The sequence below is a fragment of the Vibrio quintilis genome (assembly GCF_024529975.1).
Taxonomy (GTDB): Bacteria; Pseudomonadota; Gammaproteobacteria; order Enterobacterales; family Vibrionaceae; genus Vibrio; species Vibrio quintilis.
Genome location: NZ_AP024897.1, coordinates 3,480,237 through 3,501,584 on the forward strand (window position 1 = coordinate 3,480,237; position 21,348 = coordinate 3,501,584).

At 45.4% G+C, this 21,348-nt stretch carries 18 protein-coding genes and 1 other RNA gene; 6 read left to right on the forward strand and 13 right to left on the reverse strand.

What is annotated here, in order from left to right; genetic code table 11:
- Window positions 1-6 precede the first annotated feature (6 nt).
- The 5 genes from OC443_RS15925 to rsmI all read right to left on the reverse strand — a co-directional run bounded on the left by OC443_RS15925 (window position 7) and on the right by rsmI (window position 4,518).
- Entirely contained in the window at window positions 7-1,725 is a 1,719-nt protein-coding gene (locus tag OC443_RS15925; protein ID WP_073582981.1) for a penicillin-binding transpeptidase domain-containing protein, read from the reverse strand.
- Window positions 1,722-2,054 carry a cell division protein FtsL gene (gene ftsL / locus OC443_RS15930; protein WP_073582983.1) on the reverse strand — a complete coding sequence of 111 codons (333 nt, stop codon included), beginning with the start codon at window positions 2,052-2,054 and terminating at the stop codon, window positions 1,722-1,724. The genes OC443_RS15925 and ftsL overlap by 4 nt, the downstream gene beginning before the upstream one ends.
- Window positions 2,051-3,001, reverse strand: coding sequence for a 16S rRNA (cytosine(1402)-N(4))-methyltransferase RsmH (gene rsmH / locus OC443_RS15935; RefSeq protein WP_073582985.1), 951 nt, complete (start codon window positions 2,999-3,001; stop codon window positions 2,051-2,053). Before rsmH ends, ftsL begins: the two co-directional genes overlap by 4 nt.
- 182 nt (window positions 3,002-3,183) lie before the next feature.
- Window positions 3,184-3,577, reverse strand: an RNA gene (gene rnpB / locus OC443_RS15940) — RNase P RNA component class A.
- Window positions 3,578-3,642: 65 nt separating this feature from the next.
- The gene (gene rsmI, locus OC443_RS15945; RefSeq protein ID WP_073582987.1) at window positions 3,643-4,518 is read right to left on the reverse strand and encodes a 16S rRNA (cytidine(1402)-2'-O)-methyltransferase; all 876 of its coding nucleotides are present in this window, start codon (window positions 4,516-4,518) and stop codon (window positions 3,643-3,645) included.
- A gap of 61 nt (window positions 4,519-4,579) precedes the next feature.
- Between rsmI and OC443_RS15950 the strand changes: the two genes are divergently transcribed.
- Genes OC443_RS15950 through OC443_RS15965 form a run of 4 tightly spaced genes read left to right on the forward strand, consistent with a single transcriptional unit; the run spans window position 4,580 to window position 7,937 of the window.
- On the forward strand, window positions 4,580-6,391 hold the full coding sequence (locus tag OC443_RS15950; protein ID WP_073582989.1) for a penicillin-binding protein activator: 1,812 nt from the start codon (window positions 4,580-4,582) through the stop codon (window positions 6,389-6,391).
- Window positions 6,378-6,752 carry a YraN family protein gene (locus tag OC443_RS15955; protein WP_073582991.1) on the forward strand — a complete coding sequence of 125 codons (375 nt, stop codon included), beginning with the start codon at window positions 6,378-6,380 and terminating at the stop codon, window positions 6,750-6,752. Before OC443_RS15950 ends, OC443_RS15955 begins: the two co-directional genes overlap by 14 nt.
- A gap of 3 nt (window positions 6,753-6,755) precedes the next feature.
- Window positions 6,756-7,346 (forward strand): phosphoheptose isomerase, encoded by a 591-nt coding sequence (locus OC443_RS15960; protein WP_073582993.1) that lies wholly within the window; start codon window positions 6,756-6,758, stop codon window positions 7,344-7,346.
- A 3-nt stretch (window positions 7,347-7,349) separates the two neighbouring features.
- On the forward strand, window positions 7,350-7,937 hold the full coding sequence (locus tag OC443_RS15965; RefSeq protein ID WP_073582995.1) for a BON domain-containing protein: 588 nt from the start codon (window positions 7,350-7,352) through the stop codon (window positions 7,935-7,937).
- A 94-nt stretch (window positions 7,938-8,031) separates the two neighbouring features.
- On the opposite strand, the gene hpt is transcribed toward OC443_RS15965, so the two are convergent.
- Entirely contained in the window at window positions 8,032-8,562 is a 531-nt protein-coding gene (gene hpt, locus OC443_RS15970) for a hypoxanthine phosphoribosyltransferase (protein ID WP_073582997.1), read from the reverse strand.
- Window positions 8,563-8,859: 297 nt separating this feature from the next.
- Between hpt and OC443_RS15975 the strand changes: the two genes are divergently transcribed.
- Window positions 8,860-9,480, forward strand: coding sequence for a LuxR/HapR/OpaR family quorum-sensing transcriptional regulator (locus OC443_RS15975; RefSeq protein ID WP_073582999.1), 621 nt, complete (start codon window positions 8,860-8,862; stop codon window positions 9,478-9,480).
- Between the two features lie 87 nt (window positions 9,481-9,567).
- On the opposite strand, the gene lpdA is transcribed toward OC443_RS15975, so the two are convergent.
- From lpdA to xerD, 7 genes are all read right to left on the reverse strand, one after another.
- Window positions 9,568-10,992: a dihydrolipoyl dehydrogenase gene (gene lpdA, locus OC443_RS15980; RefSeq protein ID WP_073583001.1), complete on the reverse strand. Its 1,425-nt coding sequence runs from the start codon at window positions 10,990-10,992 to the stop codon at window positions 9,568-9,570.
- Between the two features lie 242 nt (window positions 10,993-11,234).
- Window positions 11,235-13,094, reverse strand: coding sequence for a pyruvate dehydrogenase complex dihydrolipoyllysine-residue acetyltransferase (gene aceF, locus OC443_RS15985; protein ID WP_073583003.1), 1,860 nt, complete (start codon window positions 13,092-13,094; stop codon window positions 11,235-11,237).
- Window positions 13,095-13,112: 18 nt separating this feature from the next.
- Complete coding sequence (gene aceE / locus OC443_RS15990; RefSeq protein WP_073583005.1) at window positions 13,113-15,773, reverse strand: pyruvate dehydrogenase (acetyl-transferring), homodimeric type; 2,661 nt, start codon at window positions 15,771-15,773, stop codon at window positions 13,113-13,115.
- A 51-nt stretch (window positions 15,774-15,824) separates the two neighbouring features.
- Window positions 15,825-16,592 carry a pyruvate dehydrogenase complex transcriptional repressor PdhR gene (pdhR, locus tag OC443_RS15995; RefSeq protein ID WP_073583007.1) on the reverse strand — a complete coding sequence of 256 codons (768 nt, stop codon included), beginning with the start codon at window positions 16,590-16,592 and terminating at the stop codon, window positions 15,825-15,827.
- Between the two features lie 498 nt (window positions 16,593-17,090).
- Window positions 17,091-18,842 (reverse strand): single-stranded-DNA-specific exonuclease RecJ, encoded by a 1,752-nt coding sequence (recJ, locus tag OC443_RS16000; RefSeq protein WP_073583009.1) that lies wholly within the window; start codon window positions 18,840-18,842, stop codon window positions 17,091-17,093.
- Between the two features lie 58 nt (window positions 18,843-18,900).
- Complete coding sequence (dsbC, locus tag OC443_RS16005; protein ID WP_073583011.1) at window positions 18,901-19,644, reverse strand: bifunctional protein-disulfide isomerase/oxidoreductase DsbC; 744 nt, start codon at window positions 19,642-19,644, stop codon at window positions 18,901-18,903.
- An 18-nt stretch (window positions 19,645-19,662) separates the two neighbouring features.
- The gene (xerD, locus tag OC443_RS16010) at window positions 19,663-20,571 is read right to left on the reverse strand and encodes a site-specific tyrosine recombinase XerD (protein WP_073583231.1); all 909 of its coding nucleotides are present in this window, start codon (window positions 20,569-20,571) and stop codon (window positions 19,663-19,665) included.
- Window positions 20,572-20,746: 175 nt separating this feature from the next.
- Here xerD and fldB point away from each other — a divergent pair, with 175 nt between their 5' ends.
- Window positions 20,747-21,265: a flavodoxin FldB gene (gene fldB, locus OC443_RS16015; RefSeq protein WP_073583013.1), complete on the forward strand. Its 519-nt coding sequence runs from the start codon at window positions 20,747-20,749 to the stop codon at window positions 21,263-21,265.
- The last annotated feature ends 83 nt before the right edge of the window (window positions 21,266-21,348 follow it).

Genomic DNA, 21,348 nt, shown 5'->3' on the forward strand with positions numbered 1-21,348 from the left:
TAGTCCTTATTCGGTATGAGGCTGCTGGTCATCCGGTGGCACGTTCATAATCTGCAGCGCACCTTTCATGATTTCGGAAAAGACAGGACCAGCAACTGAACCTCCGGAGTATTCGTCTCCCTGAGGCTCATTGACAACAACAACTAAAGATATTTTAGGATCACTGACAGGTGCGATACCTGCAGTAATCGTCACATATTCATCACTATAACCGCCTTTAGTCGCTTTTCTGGATGTTCCGGTTTTTGCAGCGATCCGATAGCCTGGCACAGCAGCCCGTGTCGCTGTTCCCCCCGGTTGGGTCACCGTTTCCAGATACTCAAGGACCAGCTTTGCATATTTAGCATCTACAACCTGATGGGATAAATCCTGTTGATTATTGTCAATGATGTGAACAGGCTGATAAAGACCATAATTTCCCAGCGTCGCATAGGCATGGGCCAGTTGAATTGGTGTAATCGCAATGCCGTATCCAAACGCCAGTGTTGCAATTTCAAACTTTGACCATCGCCGGCGGTTCGGAAAAATGCCCTGCGTCTCACCGACAATATTCAATCCGGAAATTTCACCCAGCCCGACAGAAGTATACATCCCAAGCAATGCCTGAATCGGCATTCTGAGTGCTAACTTAGCCACCCCGATATTACTGGACTTCTGCAATATTTTTTGCAGTGAAGCTTCTCCGATTCTGGACACATCCCGGACCCGGCTGCCGCCAATCTGAAAAATACCATTGCCGGTATTAATCACAGTATCTTTATCTGCAACACCATTTTCCAACGCGGCTAAGACAACAAAAGGCTTAACAGTTGAGCCCGGCTCCATCGAATCCGTCAATACTCTGTTGCGCATTTTAAATGTCTGCAGATCCGTGCGATTGTTCGGGTTATATGATGGCGCATTCACCATTGCCAGGACCGCACCTGTCTTCACATCCAGAATCACAGCAGAAGCCGATGTTGCCCGATGATCCGCTTTCGCCTGTTTGACGGCACGATAAGCAATCGCCTGAATTCTTTGATCAATGGTTAACTTGAGTGGACGTCCTTCGTGCTTTTCTTCCAGCGCGATATTTTCAACCACCCGGCCATAGCGATCTTTCCGGATGACCTGTTTGCCGGATTCACCACTCAACCAGCTGTCATAACTGCGTTCAACGCCTTCCAGTCCGTGGCCATCAATACCAGTCACGCCAACAAGATGAGCACTGACTTCCCCGGCCGGATAATAACGCCGGGATTCAGACTTTAATCCAACACCTTTTAGCTTTAGCTCATGGATATATTTTGCCATCGGCGGATTCACCTGACGCTGCAGGTAAATAAAACGTCTGGATTTATTTGCTTTAATTTTTTTGATTAAGGCCTGACGATTTAGTCCGAGCACATCAGCCAGTGCATACCAGCGATCTAACTGTTTGAGTTCGTCGTACTTAAAAATCGTCACAGGATCAGCCCAAACTGCTTCGACAGGCACGCTAACAGCCAGAGGATCACCATTTCTGTCAGAGATTATTCCCCGGGCTGAAGGGATAGTTTTCGCCCGGATAGAGCGTAAATCCCCCTGATAAATTAAATTATCAGGTTCAAGAATCTGAATGTAGGCAGCTCTGCCCACCAGAATAGCAAAGGCAGTCAGTACAAAGCCCAGCAGGACATAAAAACGCCAGCGAATAAATACACTTTTTTGTTCTGCTGGAGATGGAGAAGGTTGTACTTTTTTCATTTCAGAGAAATCACAACTTCCTTATCGGGATCGGGACGTTTCATTTCCAGCTCTTTACCTGCCAGTTCCTGAACCCTGCTGTGCTCAGACAACGCCGTTTCTTCCAGCAGCAAATTTCGCCACTCCTCATTTAACCGCTCCCTTTCAACCATCGTATTTGCTCTCTCAAGAATAGCCTGACGGGATTGATGGGTGGTAAAAACAACCCCCATCGCCGTTATCAATATAGCTATCAACAAGATCAGGGAAAACTTCCCGGTGGTCAAGAGATCAAACAAAATGATTTTTGCCAGATTTGGCTCAGATGAAGATGCAAACAGCGTTTTCATAATTTTTCAGCAATCCTGAGAACTGAACTTCTTGAACGGGAGTTTAATTCAACTTCCTGTTTTGAAGGTTTGATGGCTTTCCCCACCGTTTTCAGGCTGGCTTGCCCTAATTCCTGAATCTGGGCTTCAGTTAACGGCAGCCCGTGTGGCACTTCCGGCCCGCGGCTTTCCTTACGCATAAACCGCTTCACCATCCGGTCTTCAAGTGAATGGAAACTAATCACAGAAAGACGACCTTCCGGCGCAAGTACTGACAATGCACCTTTCAAAGCGATATCGATTTCTTCCAGCTCACTGTTGATATAAATTCGGAGTGCCTGAAAAGACCGGGTCGCCGGATGCTTTTTCTCTTTAAAACTTTTAGGAGCCACATCCGCAATTAACTGAGCTAACTGCCGGGTACGCAGCAAAGGCTCATTTTCTTCATTTTCACGATAGCTGATAATCGCTTTAGCAATGCGCCGTGCATGACGCTCTTCACCAAATTCACGGAGCACCCAGGTAATATCATCAAGCTCGGCATCCGTCAGCCATTCAGAAACCGGAATACCTGAAGTCGGATCCATACGCATATCCAGGGGACCATCTTTCATAAAACTGAAACCACGGTCAGCATCATCTAACTGAGGAGAAGAAACACCAAGGTCAAACAAAACGCCATCAACGGTTCCGGCTAAGTGGTGTTCTTTAGCATACTCTGCAATACCGGAAAAAGGCCCATGGATAATGGTAAAACGGGGATCATCGATCATCTGCGCAACTTCAATTGCCTGAGGATCACGATCAATACTGAACAAACGCCCTTCGGGTCCCAGTTCAGACAAGATTGCTTTGCTGTGCCCGCCACGACCGAAAGTCCCGTCAATATAAATACCATCTGGTTTAATATTTAAACCTTCTAAAGATTCATTTAACAGGACAGAAATATGCTGAAGTGCTTGTGTCATCATTCTCTCGTATCAGCCAACCAGGGCGTATGTTGCGCAATATGGTAGTAAAATGCTTGAAATTCTGCCACCAGTTCACGTTGTACTGACGTGATATTACGCGCAGTTTATATGATTAGTCGCAAAATACGTCAATAAAAAGCAAAAACCCATCATAACAAAAGTCATGATGGGTCATGAATAGCTGGAGTTTACCTGTAAGCCGGGTTCTGTGCCGTCTGATGACGGTAGTAGCCATTCGTCTAGGCCAGCAATCGCTCACTGGCTCAAGCAACCTACCCGCTTCCCAACGCGAGCAACGCTATATGGAAGCCTATTTGGTCTTGCTCCGGGTGGAGTTTACCTTGCTACGAACTGTTGCCAGTCGCACGGTGCGCTCTTACCGCACCCTTTCACCCTTACCTGATCTTGCGATCATCGGCGGTCTTCTCTCTGCTGCACTTGTCGTAGGCTCGCGCCTCCCAGGCGTTACCTGGCACCCTGCTCTGTGGAGCCCGGACTTTCCTCCCCTCCATCAGTCTCCCCGGCTGAAACAGCTAAGGACATCAATGAAGCAGCGACTACCTGGCTAACTCCGGCGGCGATTGTATAGATAAACAGGTCAGCTGTCTATAACTTGTTTCCCCGGACAGAGCCATCTTTTATTCACTGGCTGTTTTTAAGTGTTCCAGCCCCCATTTATATAAGGCATTCTTTTTCAGCTGGTACATTTCAGCCACCACACCGGCAGCTTTCTTCAATGGCAGTTCATTGACCAGAATGGTCAGCATTCTTTTGGCTTCATCCGGAAAGTCAGCTTCTTTCGGTCGCCGGTATCCATGAATCAGCAGCACTATCTCACCTTTTCTCTGGTTTTCATCTGCTTTAACCCACGCCGCCAATTCTTCCAGAGGAAGACTCTGAATAGTCTCAAAGGTTTTTGTCAGCTCTCTGGCCAGTACAACCTGCCGGTCTGCCCCTAAAACCGCCAACATGTCATCCAGTGTATCCAGAATACGGTGAGGAGATTCATAAAAAATACAGGTCCGCTCATCCGTAGCGATTTCAGTCAGCTTATCTCTGCGTGCTTTCGTTTTCGGCGGCAGAAAGCCTTCAAAACTGAAACGGTCTGAAGGTAAACCAGAAGCACTTAGTGCAGTCGTTACGGCACATGCACCCGGTAATGGCACAACTTTTACCCCAGCCTGACGACATTGATGTACCAGATGGTACCCTGGATCGCTGATAAGAGGTGTTCCCGCATCTGAGACCAGTGCAATCGATAAACCAGACAGAAGTTTTTCAACCAGAAATGAGGCTTTTTCCTGCTCATTGTGATCGTGTAATGCAAAAGTTTTCGTCTGTATCTGAAAATGTGATAATAATTTACCTGTATGGCGTGTATCTTCAGCTGCAATCAGATCGACACCAGAGAGTACCTGTATTGCTCTTTGAGTGATATCATCGAGATTACCAATAGGCGTCGGAACAATGTATAGTGTTGGAGACTTCGTCTGAAAAGATTGATTATCTGTCATTTGTTTATCATCACTTCAAAGATTATTATAGAGACAATTTCACCGGGATAATGCATAACTCATGGCTAAGAAAAAGCATACCAGATTCAATTTTGTACGCCTAATCACCTCAATGATGTTAACCGTTTTTCTTGTGGCATGCTCCTCCCGGCCAGGTGTCCCCACAAGACCAGATATTTCGGCAACACCAACCCAGAGTTCTCAAACCTACCTGATGAGGGCTGACAGTACCGATGGGCAAATACGGAATGACTGGCTCATCATGGCACTAAAGGCTGCCATTCAGGAAAAACAGGTCACTCAGGCAAATTTGCTTCTTTTCAGGCTGACAAAAGAAACGCTTTCAGAACAACAGCTGGCTGAGTGGCAACTGGCGCGCGCCAGACTACTGTTAAACAACGGACAATACAAGACCGCATTAAAACAATTAACTTTCAAAGCCTGGTGGAAGCTAAAAGATAATCAGTGGCGCTCTTTCTATCAAATCAGAGCGGCACTCTTTACCCGGATGGGACACAATTTTGATACCGCAAGAGCGTTGAATAATGAATATGACTATAGCTCTGAGCAACAAAAAGAAAAACTGGCTCATCAGATCTGGCAGAACTTAACCCGTTATTCAGCCAGTGAAATTACCGGCTTAACAGTAGAGAGCGACGAAGATCAGCTGGCGGGCTGGTTACAACTCGCTATCTATATGAAAGTTCTGGATAATAATATCGCTCAGCTTAAAAACACTCTGGAAAAATGGCTGGCTGAAAACAAAGATCACCCCGCAGTGAAATATATGCCGCCAGAAGTCCGGTCCGTTCTGTCCATGAAGATTTCAACACCCAAACAGATCGCACTATTGCTGCCTGTTACCGGTAAATTTTCTCAACAGGCTCAGCTGATCCGGGACGGATTTATGTTCTCGATGATGAATAACCGTGAACGAAATGCCAATATCACCATGACAGTCATGGATACCCATGCCCAGACTCTGGAGGATATTGCCGGTCAGATAAGAGAAAAGCACATCGACTTTGTTGTTGGCCCGCTGGTCAAAGAAAATATCACCCGCTTAAGGAACATAGAAAAAGAACAAAATCACCAAATCCAGATGCTGGCATTAAATATTCCTGAAAATACAGATAAAGATATAAATATTTGTTATTTTGCCTTGTCTCCTGAGCAGGAAGCAGCACAGGCAGCCAAGCATCTGTTCCGGCTCGGATATCAATACCCGATGATACTTGCTCCGCAAGGTAATTACGGAGCCCGGGTCAGTGATGCTTTCCGGACCGAGTGGGAAAAATACAGCAATCATGCGGTCAGTCTCAGTACTTTTGGGGATAAAAAACATCTGCAGAAAGATATCAATGCGGCATTCGGGCTAAAAGAAAGTCAGCAGAATATCGCTCAAATGCAGTCTCTGCTGGGAATGAAATTGCAGAGTCAGCCAAGAAGCCGCCGCGATGTCGATGCTGTTTATATTGTTGCTAATAGTGCCGAGCTCACGCTGATTAAACCGTTCATCGAAGTCGCGATTAATCCGGATACAACGCAGCCAAGACTCTTCTCAAGCTCCCGCAGCAACAGTGGTAAGAATAAATATGAAGATTTGTCTGGTGTCACATTCAGTGATATTCCACTGCTGATCAATCCTCAGGCTTCAGTCAAAGAACAAATGGATTCACTATGGCCGAAAGACTCCAATGGTGAAAAACGGTTAAAAGCGATGGGAATGGACGCTTATACACTGATGCTGGAGCTGTCTCAGATGAAAGCCGTAAGTGATTATCAGGTGCAGGGACAAACCGGACTGCTTAGTATTGATAACCGTTGCGTCGTTCAGCAGGAGCTCAGCTGGGGAAAATATGATGACCTCTAAGGTAAATCACCGCAAGACAGGTCATCAATATGAACAAACAGCAGCAGATTACTTAACCGGACATGGGCTGAATCTGCTCGAAAAAAATTTCTTCTGCCGAAGCGGAGAAATTGATCTGATCATGAAAGACAGAGAAACACTGGTCTTTGTTGAAGTCAAATACCGGAAAAACCGCGCTTACGGGCATGCGGCGGAAGCTGTCACTCCAGGCAAAGTGAAGAAACTGATCAAAACGGCTTTTTTCTGGCTCACAAAACAGAATCTGTCTCCTCACACAACTGATTTTCGTTTCGATATTGTCGCCATCCATCAGGATGGCGACAATATCGATTGGTTCCAAAATGCAATTACCCAGGATTAATTCATGCTCGATAGCATAAAAGCCAGCTTTACTGAAAGCATACAAATCCAGATAGCAGCAGCAGAAGCGCTTCCTGACGCGATTACCCATGCTGCACAGGCAATGGTTGCCACCCTGCTCAATGGCAACAAAATCTTATGTTGTGGTAATGGCGGTTCTGCCGCGAATGCACAGCAGTTTGCAGCCTGCCTGCTCAATCGTTTCGAGACTGAGCGACCCAGCTTACCAGCGATGACTTTAACCGCTGACAATACAACCATGACAGCAGTTGCAAACGACTACCACTATCAGGAAATCTTTGCCAAACAGGTCCGCGCATTCGGACAAACGAATGACATTCTGCTGGCAATTTCCACCAGCGGTAATAGTAAAAATATCATTAAAGCCATGGAAGCAGCCGTGACCAGAGATATGACGATTATTGCTCTGACCGGAAAAGACGGCGGTGAAATGGCCGGTTTGCTGGGAGAAAATGACGTGGAAATCCGGATTCCGTCCCACAGAACAGCAAGAATTCACGAAGTTCACATGGTCACCCTTCATTGTCTGTGTGATTTAATCGATCAAGTTCTGTTTCCGGCCCACGAAGAATAAATCATGAAAAACCTGACACTTTTAATTACTTTATCACTCACGATTATGTTAACCGGATGCGTTGGACTGTTTATTGCCGGAGCGGCAACTACAGCCAATATCATTACAGATCCCCGCAGTACTCAGGAAATATGGGATGACAATTATATCGAAGCTGAAATCACCGGCCTGATCCGTAAACCGCCTTATCGTGGCAAAACCCGGGTTGTTTCCAGTTCATTCAGGGGACAGGTTGTCCTGATGGGGCAATCAAAAGCTCCCGAACTTCTGGCCACATTAGAAAAAGATGTCCGCCATATCAAAGGGGTCAAATCCATCCATAATCAGATCCGGACCAGAGCACCACTCGATACTGAAGAGATTGGACAGGATAGCTGGATCACCACCAAAGTAAAATCAGCATTGTTAACCGATAAACAGCTGAGTGGTGTCAAAGTGAAAGTCATTACTGAAGACAAAGAAGTCTTTTTGTTTGGTTATCTGGACGCAGTTCACGCAGACAGAGCCACTGAACTGGCCCGCAATATCTCAGGTGTGAAGCGTGTCATCAAAGCATTTCAGTATGCCAGCACACCCGCTGTTCAAAAATAAAGTCATAAGCCACTAAGACTTCGTACAGAAAAACGAACCATGAGAACTCTGTCAGTCACTCATGGTTCGCTATGAATCTGTACTTGTGCAGGTTTTACTTCTGGGGCACAACCCGGCCAATGTATGGCAAGTGACGGTATTTTTGCGCGTAATCAATTCCGACGCCCACCACAAACTCATCAGGAATCGCAAAACCAATCCAGTCAACCGGAACATCAATCTCTCGTCTTGAAGGCTTGTCTAACAAGGTACAGATACGTATTGAGCGCGGATGACGCAATGCCAGAATCTCTTTTACTCTGCTCAATGTATTGCCGGTATCGATAATATCCTCAACCAAAAGAATATCTTTATCTTTGATATCATCATCAAGATCCTTCAGGATCCTGACATCCCGTGAGCTTTCCATGGCGTTGCCGTAGCTGGATGCCGTCATAAAATCAACCTGATGTGTAATATGAATGGATCTGGCCAGATCCGCCATAAACACAAATGATCCCCGCAACAAACCAACCAGGACTAAATCTTCACTTCCCTGATAGAATTCCGTAATTTCTTTCCCTAACTCCTGAACCCGCTTCTGAACATCCTGTTCAGAGATCATCACTTCAACTATATGTTTCATACTGAACTCATTCACTTCATGGCAGTTCCCGCCGACTTTTGCGTCATTTTAGCGGGGTACTGATTATACCTGCCGTGTATGGTATCACTGATAATTTATGAGTTAAATGTTATGTAAAACGACTGACAACACTGACTAAAAATTCATAAATAAATATGAACAAACAAAATGTTCAAAAAATTAATATTAACAATTGACCTTGCCTATATGCACCATTACACTCATATATCGAACACAAATAATAAAATAATCATTAGAACGTATGTTCTTAACAACGTAATTGGCAAGGAAAAAACTATGGACGCATCAATAGAAAAACGCCCTCGTACACGCTTATCTCCTCAAAAACGTAAACTTCAGTTGATGGAAATCGCACTGGAAGTGTTTGCGAAGAGAGGTATCGGTCGTGGCGGACATGCAGATATAGCTGAAATCGCACAGGTCTCTGTTGCGACTGTCTTCAACTATTTCCCAACCCGGGAAGATCTCGTCGATGATGTATTAACTCATGTTGTACACCAGTTCTCAAACTTTCTGGCTGACAATATTGATGTTGATGCTTATATCAAAGATAACCTGCGTCATTTAACCAATGAAATGACCAAGCTTGTTTTTGCTGATTGTCACTGGATCAAAGTCTGGTTTGAATGGAGTGCTTCAACCCGTGAAGAAGTATGGCCGCTCTTTGTATCAACAAACCACACCAACAGACTTCTGGTCAGAAATATGTTTGTGAAAGCTATTGAGCGTGGTGACGTGAATAACCAATATGATCCGGATCATCTGGTTTCACTATTCTTAGGCATTCTGTATTCACTGTTTGTACAGGTTAACCGACTGAAAGATCAAAAAGAAGTTGATGAACTGGTACATGTTTATCTGGATATGCTTTGCATTTATAACCACAATCAAAACTAAACCTTTCTCTTCACTCAAAAGGTTTCAGTGACAAAAAAACCGCTGCATAAAGCAGCGGTTTTTCATTCTGTCACAGCACAAGACTGATTATTTCTTTTTCGCTTTCGCGTTTGGTAAATCAGTAATCGTACCTTCAAAGACTTCAGCAGCCAGACCAACAGATTCATGCAAGGTTGGGTGAGCATGAATTGTCAGCGCTAAGTCTTCAGCATCACAACCCATCTCAATTGCAAGACCAATTTCACCCAGCAATTCACCACCATTGGTACCAACAATTGCACCACCTACGACACGATGTGTGTCCTTATCAAAGATAAGCTTTGTCATACCATCAGAGCAGTCTGATGCAATGGCACGGCCTGAAGCAGCCCATGGGAAAGTTGCCACTTCATAGTTAATGCCTTCATCTTTTGCTTCTTTTTCAGTTTTACCAACCCATGCAACTTCCGGCTCAGTATAAGCAATTGAAGGAATGACTTTTGGATCGAAATAGTGTTTCTTACCGGCAATCACTTCAGCAGCAACATGACCTTCATGCACCCCTTTGTGAGCAAGCATTGGCTGACCAACAATATCTCCGATTGCAAAGATATGCGGAATATTTGTCCGCAGCTGCTTATCAACATTGATAAAGCCACGTTCATCCACCTCAACACCTGATTTTTCAGCATCGATCAGCTTACCATTCGGCGTCCGGCCAATCGCAACCAGAACTGCATCATAGCGCTCAGGTTCTGCCGGTGCTTTCTTGCCTTCCATTGAAACGTAAATGCCATCTTCTTTCGCTTCAACCGCAGTCACTTTAGTTTCAAGCATCAGCTTGAATTTGTTCTTAATCCGCTTAGTGAAAACCTTAACAACATCTTTATCAGCAGCAGGAATCACCTGATCAAACATTTCAACAACTTCAATCTGAGATCCAAGTGCATGATATACCGTTCCCATTTCAAGACCGATAATACCACCACCCATAATCAGCATTTTTCCGGGTACTTCTTTCAGTTCCAGCGCATCAGTTGAGTCCCAGATACGGGGATCATCATGAGGGATAAACGGCAGTTTAATCGGACGTGAACCCGCAGCGATAATTGCGTTATCAAAGTTAACCACGGTTTTTCCGTCATCACCTTCAACTTCAATGCTGTTCGGGCTGGTAAACTTACCAAAGCCATTCACAACCTGAACCTTACGCATTTTTGCCATACCGGAAAGACCACCCGTCAGCTGGGTAATTACTTTTTCTTTCCACAGGCGAATCTTATCAATGTCTGTTGATGGTTCACCAAACACAATCCCGTGGTCAGCAAGTGCTTTCGCTTCTTCAATCACTTTAGCAACGTGCAACAATGCTTTAGACGGAATACAGCCAACATTCAGACAAACACCGCCCAGTGTGCTGTAACGTTCAATCAGAACAGTCTCAAGACCTAAATCTGCACAGCGAAAAGCAGCGGAGTAACCAGCAGGACCTGCACCAAGTACAACCACCTGGGCTTTGATTTCTTTGCTCATTTTGACCTCTTGTAGTCATTATCCCTAACAGGCAAATAGGAGGGTTCTTTTTCTTTCTGTGAAAATACGAAACCAATTCATAAACCGTCTCAGTTTACAGAGATGTTAATAATATGAAAAGAAAACCTCAAAAGCCTGTGAGCCAGTCAACAATTCAAATGAAAGACAAATCTGTCACTTAAATTATCTGACGATTCTATGAATAAAGGCGGCAATTATACCGCCTTCTCTTACATTCAGAATTACAGTACCAAACGACGAATATCGCTCAGACATCCATTCAAATAAGTAATAAAACGAGCGCCTTCTGCACCATCAATGACACGGTGGTCATAAGACAGAGATAGTGGCAGCTGCAGGCGTGGAACAAAATCTTTACCATTCCATACAGGTTTCATTTCTGATTTAGACACACCAAGAATTGCCACTTCAGGCGCATTTACAATCGGCGTAAATGCAGTTCCGCCTAAGCCACCAAGACTTGAGATCGTGAAACAACCACCCTGCATGTCAGCAGCAGTCAGCTTACCGGCGCGCGCTTTCTTAGATACGGCCATCAGTTCTTCAGAAAGTTCATAAATACCTTTCTTATCAACATCTTTGAAGACAGGAACAACCAGACCATTAGGCGTATCAACCGCAATACCGATATTAACATACTTCTTGAGAATCAGGCTTTCCCCATCTTCAGACAGAGAAGAATTAAATGATGGGAATGCTTCCAGTGCTTTAGCAGCCGCTTTCATAATAAAGACAAGCGGTGTAATTTTCATGCCGGTGTCTTTCTTTGCTTCGATTGCATTCTGTTCTTTACGGAATGCTTCCAGTTCAGTGATATCTGCATTATCCCACTGAGTGACATGTGGAATCATTACCCAGTTACGCGCCAGGTTTGCACCGGAAATTTTCTTAATCCGGGACAAAGGCTTCACTTCAGTCTCACCAAACTTACTAAAGTCAACTTTAGGCCATGGCAGCAGACCTAACGCACTGCCATCACCCTGACCAGAGGCAGCACCAGATTCCAGACGCTTCAGCGCTTCTTTTACATAGCTCTGAACATCTTCTTTCAGGATGCGGCTCTTACGGCCTGTTCCTTTGACTTTCGCCAGGTTGACACCGAACTCACGGGCCAGACGGCGCACAACCGGAGACGCATGTGCATATTCATGATTTTCCTGGAAATCACCCGCAGTCGCCGGAGCAGTCGCCGCAGCTTTTGGCGCTTCAGCGGCTGGTGCCGCAGCTGGCGTTGCTGCAGCCGGAGCCGGCGCTGCACCCGCCACTTCAAACATCATGATCAAAGAACCCGTTGAGACTTTGTCACCCGCAGCAACTTTAATCTCTTTGACTGTGCCGGCAAATGGCGCTGGCACTTCCATTGAAGCTTTGTCACCTTCAACAGTAATCAGTGACTGTTCTTCTTCAATGGTGTCACCCACTGCAACCATGATCTCAGTGACTTCAACTTCATCACCACCGATATCCGGTACATTGACTTCTTTCACTGCAGAAGCCGCAGGTGCTGCCGGAGCCTGAGCAGCTGGCGCTGCCGCCGGTGCTGCACCTGAACCTGCTACTTCAAAAATCATGATCAGAGAACCCGTCGAAACTTTGTCTCCTGCAGCAACTTTAATTTCTTTCAGTGTACCGGCAAATGGCGCCGGCACTTCCATTGAAGCCTTGTCGCCCTCAACGGTGATCAGTGACTGCTCTTCTTCAATGCTGTCACCCACTGCAACCATGATCTCAGTGACTTCGACTTCGTCACCACCGATATCCGGTACATGAACTTCTTTCAGTTCAGCTGCGGCAGGCGCTGCAGCTGGTGCCGCTTCAGCAGCCGGAGCAGATGCTGGCTCAGCCGCGCCTTCCGCTTCAAAAATCATAATCAAAGAACCAGTCGAAACTTTATCTCCCGCTGATACTTTAATTTCTTTTACAATCCCTGCCTGAGAGGCAGGAACTTCCATTGATGCTTTATCACCTTCAACTGTGATCAGCGACTGTTCTTCTTCAACTTTGTCACCAACACTCACAAGAATCTCGGTTACTTCAACCTCATCCGCACCGATGTCTGGAACATTAATTTCAATTGCCATTACTTTTCCTACCTTATATTAAGCATACAGTGGGTTTGTTTTGTCAGTGTCGATATCAAATTTCTGAATTGCCTGCGCAACAACAGATTTCTCAATATCACCGCGTTTAGCCAGTTCAGTCAGTGCAGCAACAACAACATAGCCGGCATTCACTTCAAAGTGACGGCGCAGGTTATCGCGGCTGTCTGAACGACCAAAACCATCTGTACCCAGTACTTTATAAGACTCAGCAGGAACATAAGCACGAACCTGTTCCGCGTAGTTTTTCATGTAATCTGTTGCTGCGATTGCAGGTTCAGAACCAAGAACAGTTGAAATGTAAGGTACTTTCGCTTCAGCTTCAGGATGAAGCATATTGTCACGCTCACATGCCTGACCTTCACGGGCCAGCTCATTGAACGATGTCACAGAGAAGACATCAGATGCGATGCCATACTCATCACTCAGAATGGCAGCAGCTTTACGTACTTCATTCATAATTGTGCCTGAGCTCATCAGCTGAACTTTGCCTTTTTTACCAGCATAAGTTTCCAGCTTGTAAATCCCTTTACGGATACCTTCTTCGGCACCTTCCGGCATCGCTGGCATTGCATAGTTCTCATTCATCAGTGTCAGGTAGTAATAAACATTTTCCTGTTCACCATACATACGACGGATACCGTCCTGAATGATCACTGCAACTTCGTAAGCAAATGTTGGATCGTAAGAAATACAGTTTGGAATCGTACCCGCCTGAATGTGGCTGTGGCCATCTTCGTGCTGCAGACCTTCACCATTCAGTGTTGTCCGTCCGGCAGTACCACCCAGCAGGAATCCGCGGGCTTGCTGATCACCAGCCATCCACGCCATATCACCAATACGCTGGAAACCAAACATAGAGTAATAGATGTAGAAAGGAATCATTGGCAGATCATTGGTGCTGTACGATGTTGCAGCAGCAACCCACGATGACATCGCACCCAGTTCGTTAATCCCTTCCTGAAGAACCTGACCGCCTGTATCTTCTTTATAGTAAGAGACCACACTGCGATCTTCCGGAGTATATTCCTGACCATGCGGGTTATAAATACCGATCTGACGGAACAAACCTTCCATACCGAATGTACGCGCTTCATCGGCAATGATTGGTACGATATTCTTACCAATACCTTTGTCTTTCAGCAGAATATTCAGTGTCCGGACAAATGCCATCGTGGATGAAATGTCACGCTTCTGCTCTTCCAGCAACGGTTTAAAGTCTTCCAGTGCAGGAACTTTCAGTTCTTCAGAGAAGTTTGGCAGACGAACCGGCGTATACCCATGCAATGCTTTACGGCGCGCATGCAGGTATTCATATTCTTTAGAGCCTTCTTCCAGCTCAAGATAAGGCAGCTTTTTCACATCTTCATCAGAGATCAGATCCTGAAGGCCAAGACGATCACGAACCTGAAGCACATGCGTCATGTCCATTTTCTTCACCTGGTGCGCAATGTTTTTACCTTCAGCGGCATCACCCATGCCATAGCCTTTGACTGTTTTCGCCAGAATCACAGTTGGACGGCCATTCGTGTCCTGTGCATTTTTGAATGCAGCAAACAGTTTAGAGCTATCGTGACCACCACGTTTCAGGGCAAAAATCTCATCATCGGTCATATCTGCAACTAAAGCGGCAGTTTCAGGATATTTACCGAAGAAGTGTTCACGAACGTAAGCACCATCTTTCGATTTGAATGTCTGATAGTCACCATCGATAGTTTCGTTCATCAGCTGAAGCAGTTTACCGGATGTATCTTTCGCCAGAAGCGCATCCCAGTTACTTCCCCAGACAACTTTCACAACGTTCCAGCCTGCACCTTTAAACAGACCTTCCAGTTCCTGAATGATTTTACCGTTACCCATAACCGGGCCATCCAGACGCTGCAGGTTACAGTTAATCACGAAACACAGGTTGTCCAGTTTTTCACGGGCAGCAAAAGAAATCGCACCACGTGATTCCGGTTCATCCATTTCACCATCACCCAGGAAAGCATAAACCCGCTGTTCTGATGTATCTTTCAAACCACGACCAGCAAGATATTTCAGGAAACGCGCCTGATAAATAGAAGCAATTGGGCCAAGACCCATAGATACAGTCGGGAACTGCCAGAATTCAGGCATCAGTTTCGGGTGAGGATAAGAAGGAATCCCTTTGCCATCCACTTCCTGACGGAAATTGTCCAGTTGATCTGCAGTTAAGCGACCTTCCACAAAGGCACGGGAATAAATTCCTGGTGAAATATGTCCCTGATAATAAACCAGATCGCCGCCGTCTTTTTCATTCGGCGCGCGGAAGAAGTGGTTAAAGCATGTTTCATAAAAAGCAGCAGATGACTGGAATGAAGCCATATGGCCACCAAGCTCAAGATCTTTCTTCGATGCACGAAGCACGATCATAATTGCGTTCCAACGGATAATCGAACGAATGCGACGTTCAAGTGTTGTATCACCGGGATAAGCAGGTTCCTGATCAGCAGGAATAGTATTGAGATAATTGGTGGTCATACCCGTAGGCATATCTACACCATCCAGACGCGCTTTTTCTAAAACCTGCTCAAGCAAATACTGAGCACGCTCTACGCCTTCTTCACGGACAACAGACTCAAGAGCTTCCAGCCACTCCTGAGTTTCCAGTGCATCTACGTCATGCTTCATGTCAGACATGCGATCTTTCCTTTTGTTGGTTTGATCTAAAAACAAACAATAACAAGTCAATCAGGACTCGTTACCCTGCTGAATCCGACGCAATGAACGTTCACGACGCGTTTGTTCCCGCGTTAAATCCAACAGTGTTTCTTCAATATAGGCAAGGTGTGAATGCGACATTTCCCGAGCCTTTTCCGGCTCTCCGGCAACAATAGCATCCACAATACTGGCCCGATGCTTACTTACTTTGTCCACCACTTCAGGGCGGTGGTGTAATAGTTTTAAATTCTGTAGTACGTTCTGCTCAAGCAATGATGCGAGGCTTCGGACAATATGCAGCAAAACGACATTATGTGAGGCTTCAGTGAGCGTGACTAAAAATTCGACAACGCAGGCAGACTCGGCTTCAATATTATTTTCGTTCTGTTTTTCATGAATTTTTACGAGACAGGCCTGAATACGCTCAAAGTCTTCTTCAGTGCCGCGCAGCGCGGCGAAATAAGCTGAAATCCCTTCCATCGCATGGCGGGCTTCTAATAAATCTAACTGAGTTTCAGAGTGACTGGATAATAATTCCATCAAAGGATCAGAAAAGCTCGTCCATATGTTTTCGGTAACGAAAGTTCCGCCGCCATGACGCCGGCTCAGCAGTCGTTTTGCTTCGAGTCTCTGTATCGCTTCACGTACCGATGGACGGGATACATCGAATTGTCGGGCAAGTTCACGCTCAGGAGGTAACTGTTGTCCGGGCGCGAGCGTTCCTTCGACAATCAAACGTTCAAGTTCCTGTTCAATCACATCGGCAAGTTTCGGCTGACGAATCCTTTGATATGCCATAGTAATAGTTCTTTTGTTTTTATATTCATTATTTTTTAGTTAATTGGTAATACCAATTTTAAGTCGTCGAAGAAATTAACATATTCAAAACTTCTTTGTCCAGATAAAAATTTGACCAAAATCATAGAACCACCCCGCAAGCAACAACTCATTAACATTCGGGGCGTGAAATATTAAATTTAAGTTAATGACAGGCAAAACGGATGATATGAAAAGAAATGTACTTGTTAAATAAGGAAACAACGGAAAGTGAAAGAGAAAACACCAGAAAATGTGAGGAAATTACTCGATATTGACAAAAATAAATAGATATCTTCCTACATTGAATCAATCATTTTTTACAATAAATATACTTATATGAGCAGAATGTAAGAATAAAATAAACAATAAAAAGAGAGCAAACGAAACCCTTTGGCTCATTCACTCTCACTGACAACCACCTGAATCCGTTAGATTAATCTGGTTAAAAAACACTCACAGACACCCTGAGAACAATGCTTATACACCATTGCTCCTGGCTTCAATATGGTCAATCAAAAGCTGTAACGACTGATTTCCCCTGAAGATGTTGATATCAAGTTTGTAGGCAATGTGCACTTTTTTGACTGAAAGATCCGGCCAGCGACGCAGATCAACATTAAATGCAATTGCATCAACCATTTGATGGCCTGGCATACCTTTGTGCAACGGCTCCAGCATCAGTTTCAGGTGTTTCTCGCCGACCAGCTTCTGACTCAGCACCCGGAATTCGCCATCAAACAAAGGTTCGGGGAATGCCTGTCCCCATGGTCCACCGGAGCGTAAAATCTCTGCGGTATGCATAGATAACTCTTCAGGCAACAACTCTCCGTCAGAAAGTAAAACACCTTTCAGCGCAGATTCATCCAGCAGATCATGGACAACCTCATCAAAACGGGCCGCAAAACGCTCAAAATCGCGCTCACGAATCGATAAACCGGCAGCCATCGCATGACCGCCAAACTTTAGTATCAAATCCGGAGATGTTGTATCAATTAAGTCCAGAGCATCGCGCATGTGTAATCCGGGAACAGAGCGGCAAGAACCTTTCATAATCCCTTCTCCCGCATCGGCAAATGCGATCACAGGACGATGATACGTATCTTTAATCCGGGACGCTAAAATACCAATCACCCCCTGATGCCAGTCACGCTGAAACAATGCAATCCCGAACGGTAATGCCGCACCTTCCCCCAGTTTCAAACGCTCACAAAATGCTAACGCCTCTTGCTTCATGCCGGATTCAATTTCTTTACGGGTCTGATTCAGGCCATCAAGCTCACTCGCCATTCTTCGGGCTGCATAGATATTATTACAAAGCAGCAACTCAACCCCGAACGACATATCATCCAGCCGCCCGGCTGCATTGATTCTCGGCCCCAGTGCAAAACCAAAATCGGATGCCACCAGATTCCGGGGATCCCGGTTCGAGACTTCAATCAAAGCCTGAATCCCCGGACGGGTCTGACCGGCTCTGATCCGCTGCAACCCCTGATAAACCAGCACCCGGTTATTATCATCAAGCGGCACCACATCCGCCACGGTACCCAGCGCAACCAAATCCAGCAGAGTCATCAGCTTCGGTTCCGCCAGACCAGCCTGCGCAAACCAGTTCTGCTTCCTCATATAAACGCAAAGCGCCATCATCATATAGAAAGCAACACCGACACCGGCTAATGCCTTAGAGGGAAATCCACAATCCGGTAAGTTCGGGTTGACCATAGCATCCGCATCCGGAAGCGTCTCACCCGGTAAATGGTGATCAGTGACAATTACCTGCAAACCTTGCTCTTTGGCATAACGGACACCTTCCAGAGAAGACACACCGTTATCCACGGTCATGATAATTTCAGCCCCCATGTCAATGGCCTGCACAACCACTTCAGGGCTTAGTCCATAGCCATCATCAAACCGGTTAGGGACCAGATAATCAACATTGTTGCTCCCCAACATTCTGAGTGCCAGCACAGATAGTGCGGTACTGGTCGCACCATCGGCATCAAAGTCACCCACAATAATGATGCGACGCTGATTCACCACAGCCTGATATAAAATTTCAACCGCCACATCCATGCCTTTGAAAAGCTGATAGCTGTGCAGCGCCCGGGCACTCTTTTCCAGCTGACTGGCATCATGGATACCCCGGCCAACATAAAGACGGCGTAAAATGGGAGGAATGGTTTCCGGCAACAGAGAAATATCGGGTTGAGGTCTTCTTTTTATTTCAATCATATCGTTAAAAAGCCCGGCATACGCCGGGCCTCTGAATTAAGGAGCTGAACTAGCGTGATTAGAGAGATTCTAACCGTTTTAGCAATGCTTTTGGAGGAAGATATCCACCCACCATGACACCATTTGGTAAAAAGATTGCAGGCGTACCTTTCACACCCAGCTCTTTACCAAGCTCATAATGGTTACTAATCATTGTCTTACATTTACCAATGTCTTTGCCCGCGTCAACCTGTTTACGATTCAGCTTGGCATCTTCTAATGCTTTCTGCGGATCATCAGCACACCAGATGGCAGCCATGTGGTCAGCGACCGGTCCTGTTGCGCCCTGACGAGGGAATGCCAGATAACGAATCGTAATGCCTAAATCGTTATATTCTTTCAACTGGCTATGTAATCGTACACAGTACCCACAGGTAATATCTGTAAAGACAGTGACAGCATACTTTTCATCTTTCGCCTTAAATACGATCATCTGATCTTTCAACGCTTCGAGTCTTTTCGCATGCTGTGGCGCAAGACGTTTGGCAATCACATCTTCATATTTGCCATCATCATGTAATCTAAACAATGTTCCGGCAACAAACAACTTACCGTCTGGTGTTGAGAAAAGTGTGCCATTTGACGTACTGACCTCTAGCAGGCCATCAATGTCCTGAGAAGGCGCAACGTTATGCACTTTCAGACCGATTTTCTCAAAACGTTTGGTAATTTCCTGCTTATCGAAAGACACCGAAGCGTAAGAGAAAACAGAAAAAAGAGTACAACATAAAATCATTAACTGGGGGATACGTATAACGCGCATCATATTTCACCTTATTTTTTAAGCCCTTGGATGGTGCTCACTATGTAATTGTTTCAATCTTTCAGTGGCCACATGAGTATAAATTTGTGTTGTCGATAAGTCACTATGTCCGAGCAACATCTGTACGACTCTTAGATCTGCACCATAGTTCAGTAAATGTGTTGCAAATGCATGCCTTAGCACGTGCGGCGACAGTTTTTCTGCATCAATCCCGGCGATGACCGCATAATGTTTAATCCGGTGCCAGAATGTCTGGCGGGTCATTTGTTTCGCCCTGCGACTGGGAAACACAACATCAGAGGAGTGATCACCAAGTAAGACGCCCCGTCCTTTTTGCAAAAATACTTCGATCCACTCGATTGCATTTTCTCCGACCGGAACCAATCTTTCTTTGCCACCTTTCCCCATGACACGAACAACACCTTGCCGCAAACTCAAATTTTCCATGGTCAGGCTGACAAGTTCTGTGACGCGCAACCCGGTTGCATAAAGTAACTCCAGCATGGCTTTATCCCGCAGCTCCAGCGGTTCACTGGTATCAGGCGCATTCAGTAACGCTTCAACCTGAGCCTCACTTAAATCTTTTGGTAATCTTTTTGGCAGTTTTGGCGCTACCAGTAAAGCACTGGGATCATCCGGGCGGAACTTCTCCCGGTACAAATACTGGAACAAACGACGAATGGCAGACAACATTCTGGCCCGTGACGTCTGTTTATACATTTGATCCACCAGCCAGGCCTGATATTCCTGTAAGTCAGAAACACCAACTGATTCCAGCTGGTGTTTTTGCTCTTTCATCCAGCCTAATAACTTCAGCAGATCATTTCTGTACGAAACCAGTGTATTATCTGACAGTCCCCGCTCCATCCACATCGCATCTAAAAACCGCTCTACCCGATGCTGATCGTCGGTATAAGAATCTGACACACCCATATCCCATACTTAATATTTTAACGTGCTTCATTAAATAACACAGAAACACACAGATTACAGATGATTAAACGGTAAAGTTTTTGAAAATTATAGACGCAGTCCAACTTATCTTGAGCCTCTTGATAGATAACGTTAGAATCTGACAAACTTTTAAACAGTATATAACCTCATGAAAATTGGCCTCTTCTACGGTTCCACAACCTGCTATACAGAAATGACAGCTGAAAAAATCCGGGCCATCCTCGGAGAAGATTTAGTTGATATTTATAATGTTAAAGATACACCACTCACCCAAATGGAAGATTATGACTTCCTGATCCTCGGGATTTCAACCTGGGATTTCGGTGAAATTCAGGAAGACTGGAATTCCGTCTGGAATCAGATTCAGCAGTTAAATCTACACGGAAAATTTATCGCTCTATACGGGCTGGGCGATCAGGAAGGCTATGGCGAATGGTATCTTGACGCGATGGGATTACTGCACGATGAACTGAGAAGTTGTGGTGTCACTTTTCTGGGATACTGGCCGAATCAGGGCTACGAATTTGAAGCATCGAAAGCTCTGACAGAAGATGGCAGCCACTTTGTAGGACTGGCACTGGATGAAGATTCTCAATATGACCTCACCGATGAAAGACTGGCAACCTGGTGTGAGCAGATATTAATTGAATACAATGACACCCTTTAATCTTCAGACCCGGCGGGAGTTTCAGGCTCCCGTCAGCCATATTGAAATGACAATAACCTTTTCATCATCACCGATAATAAAAC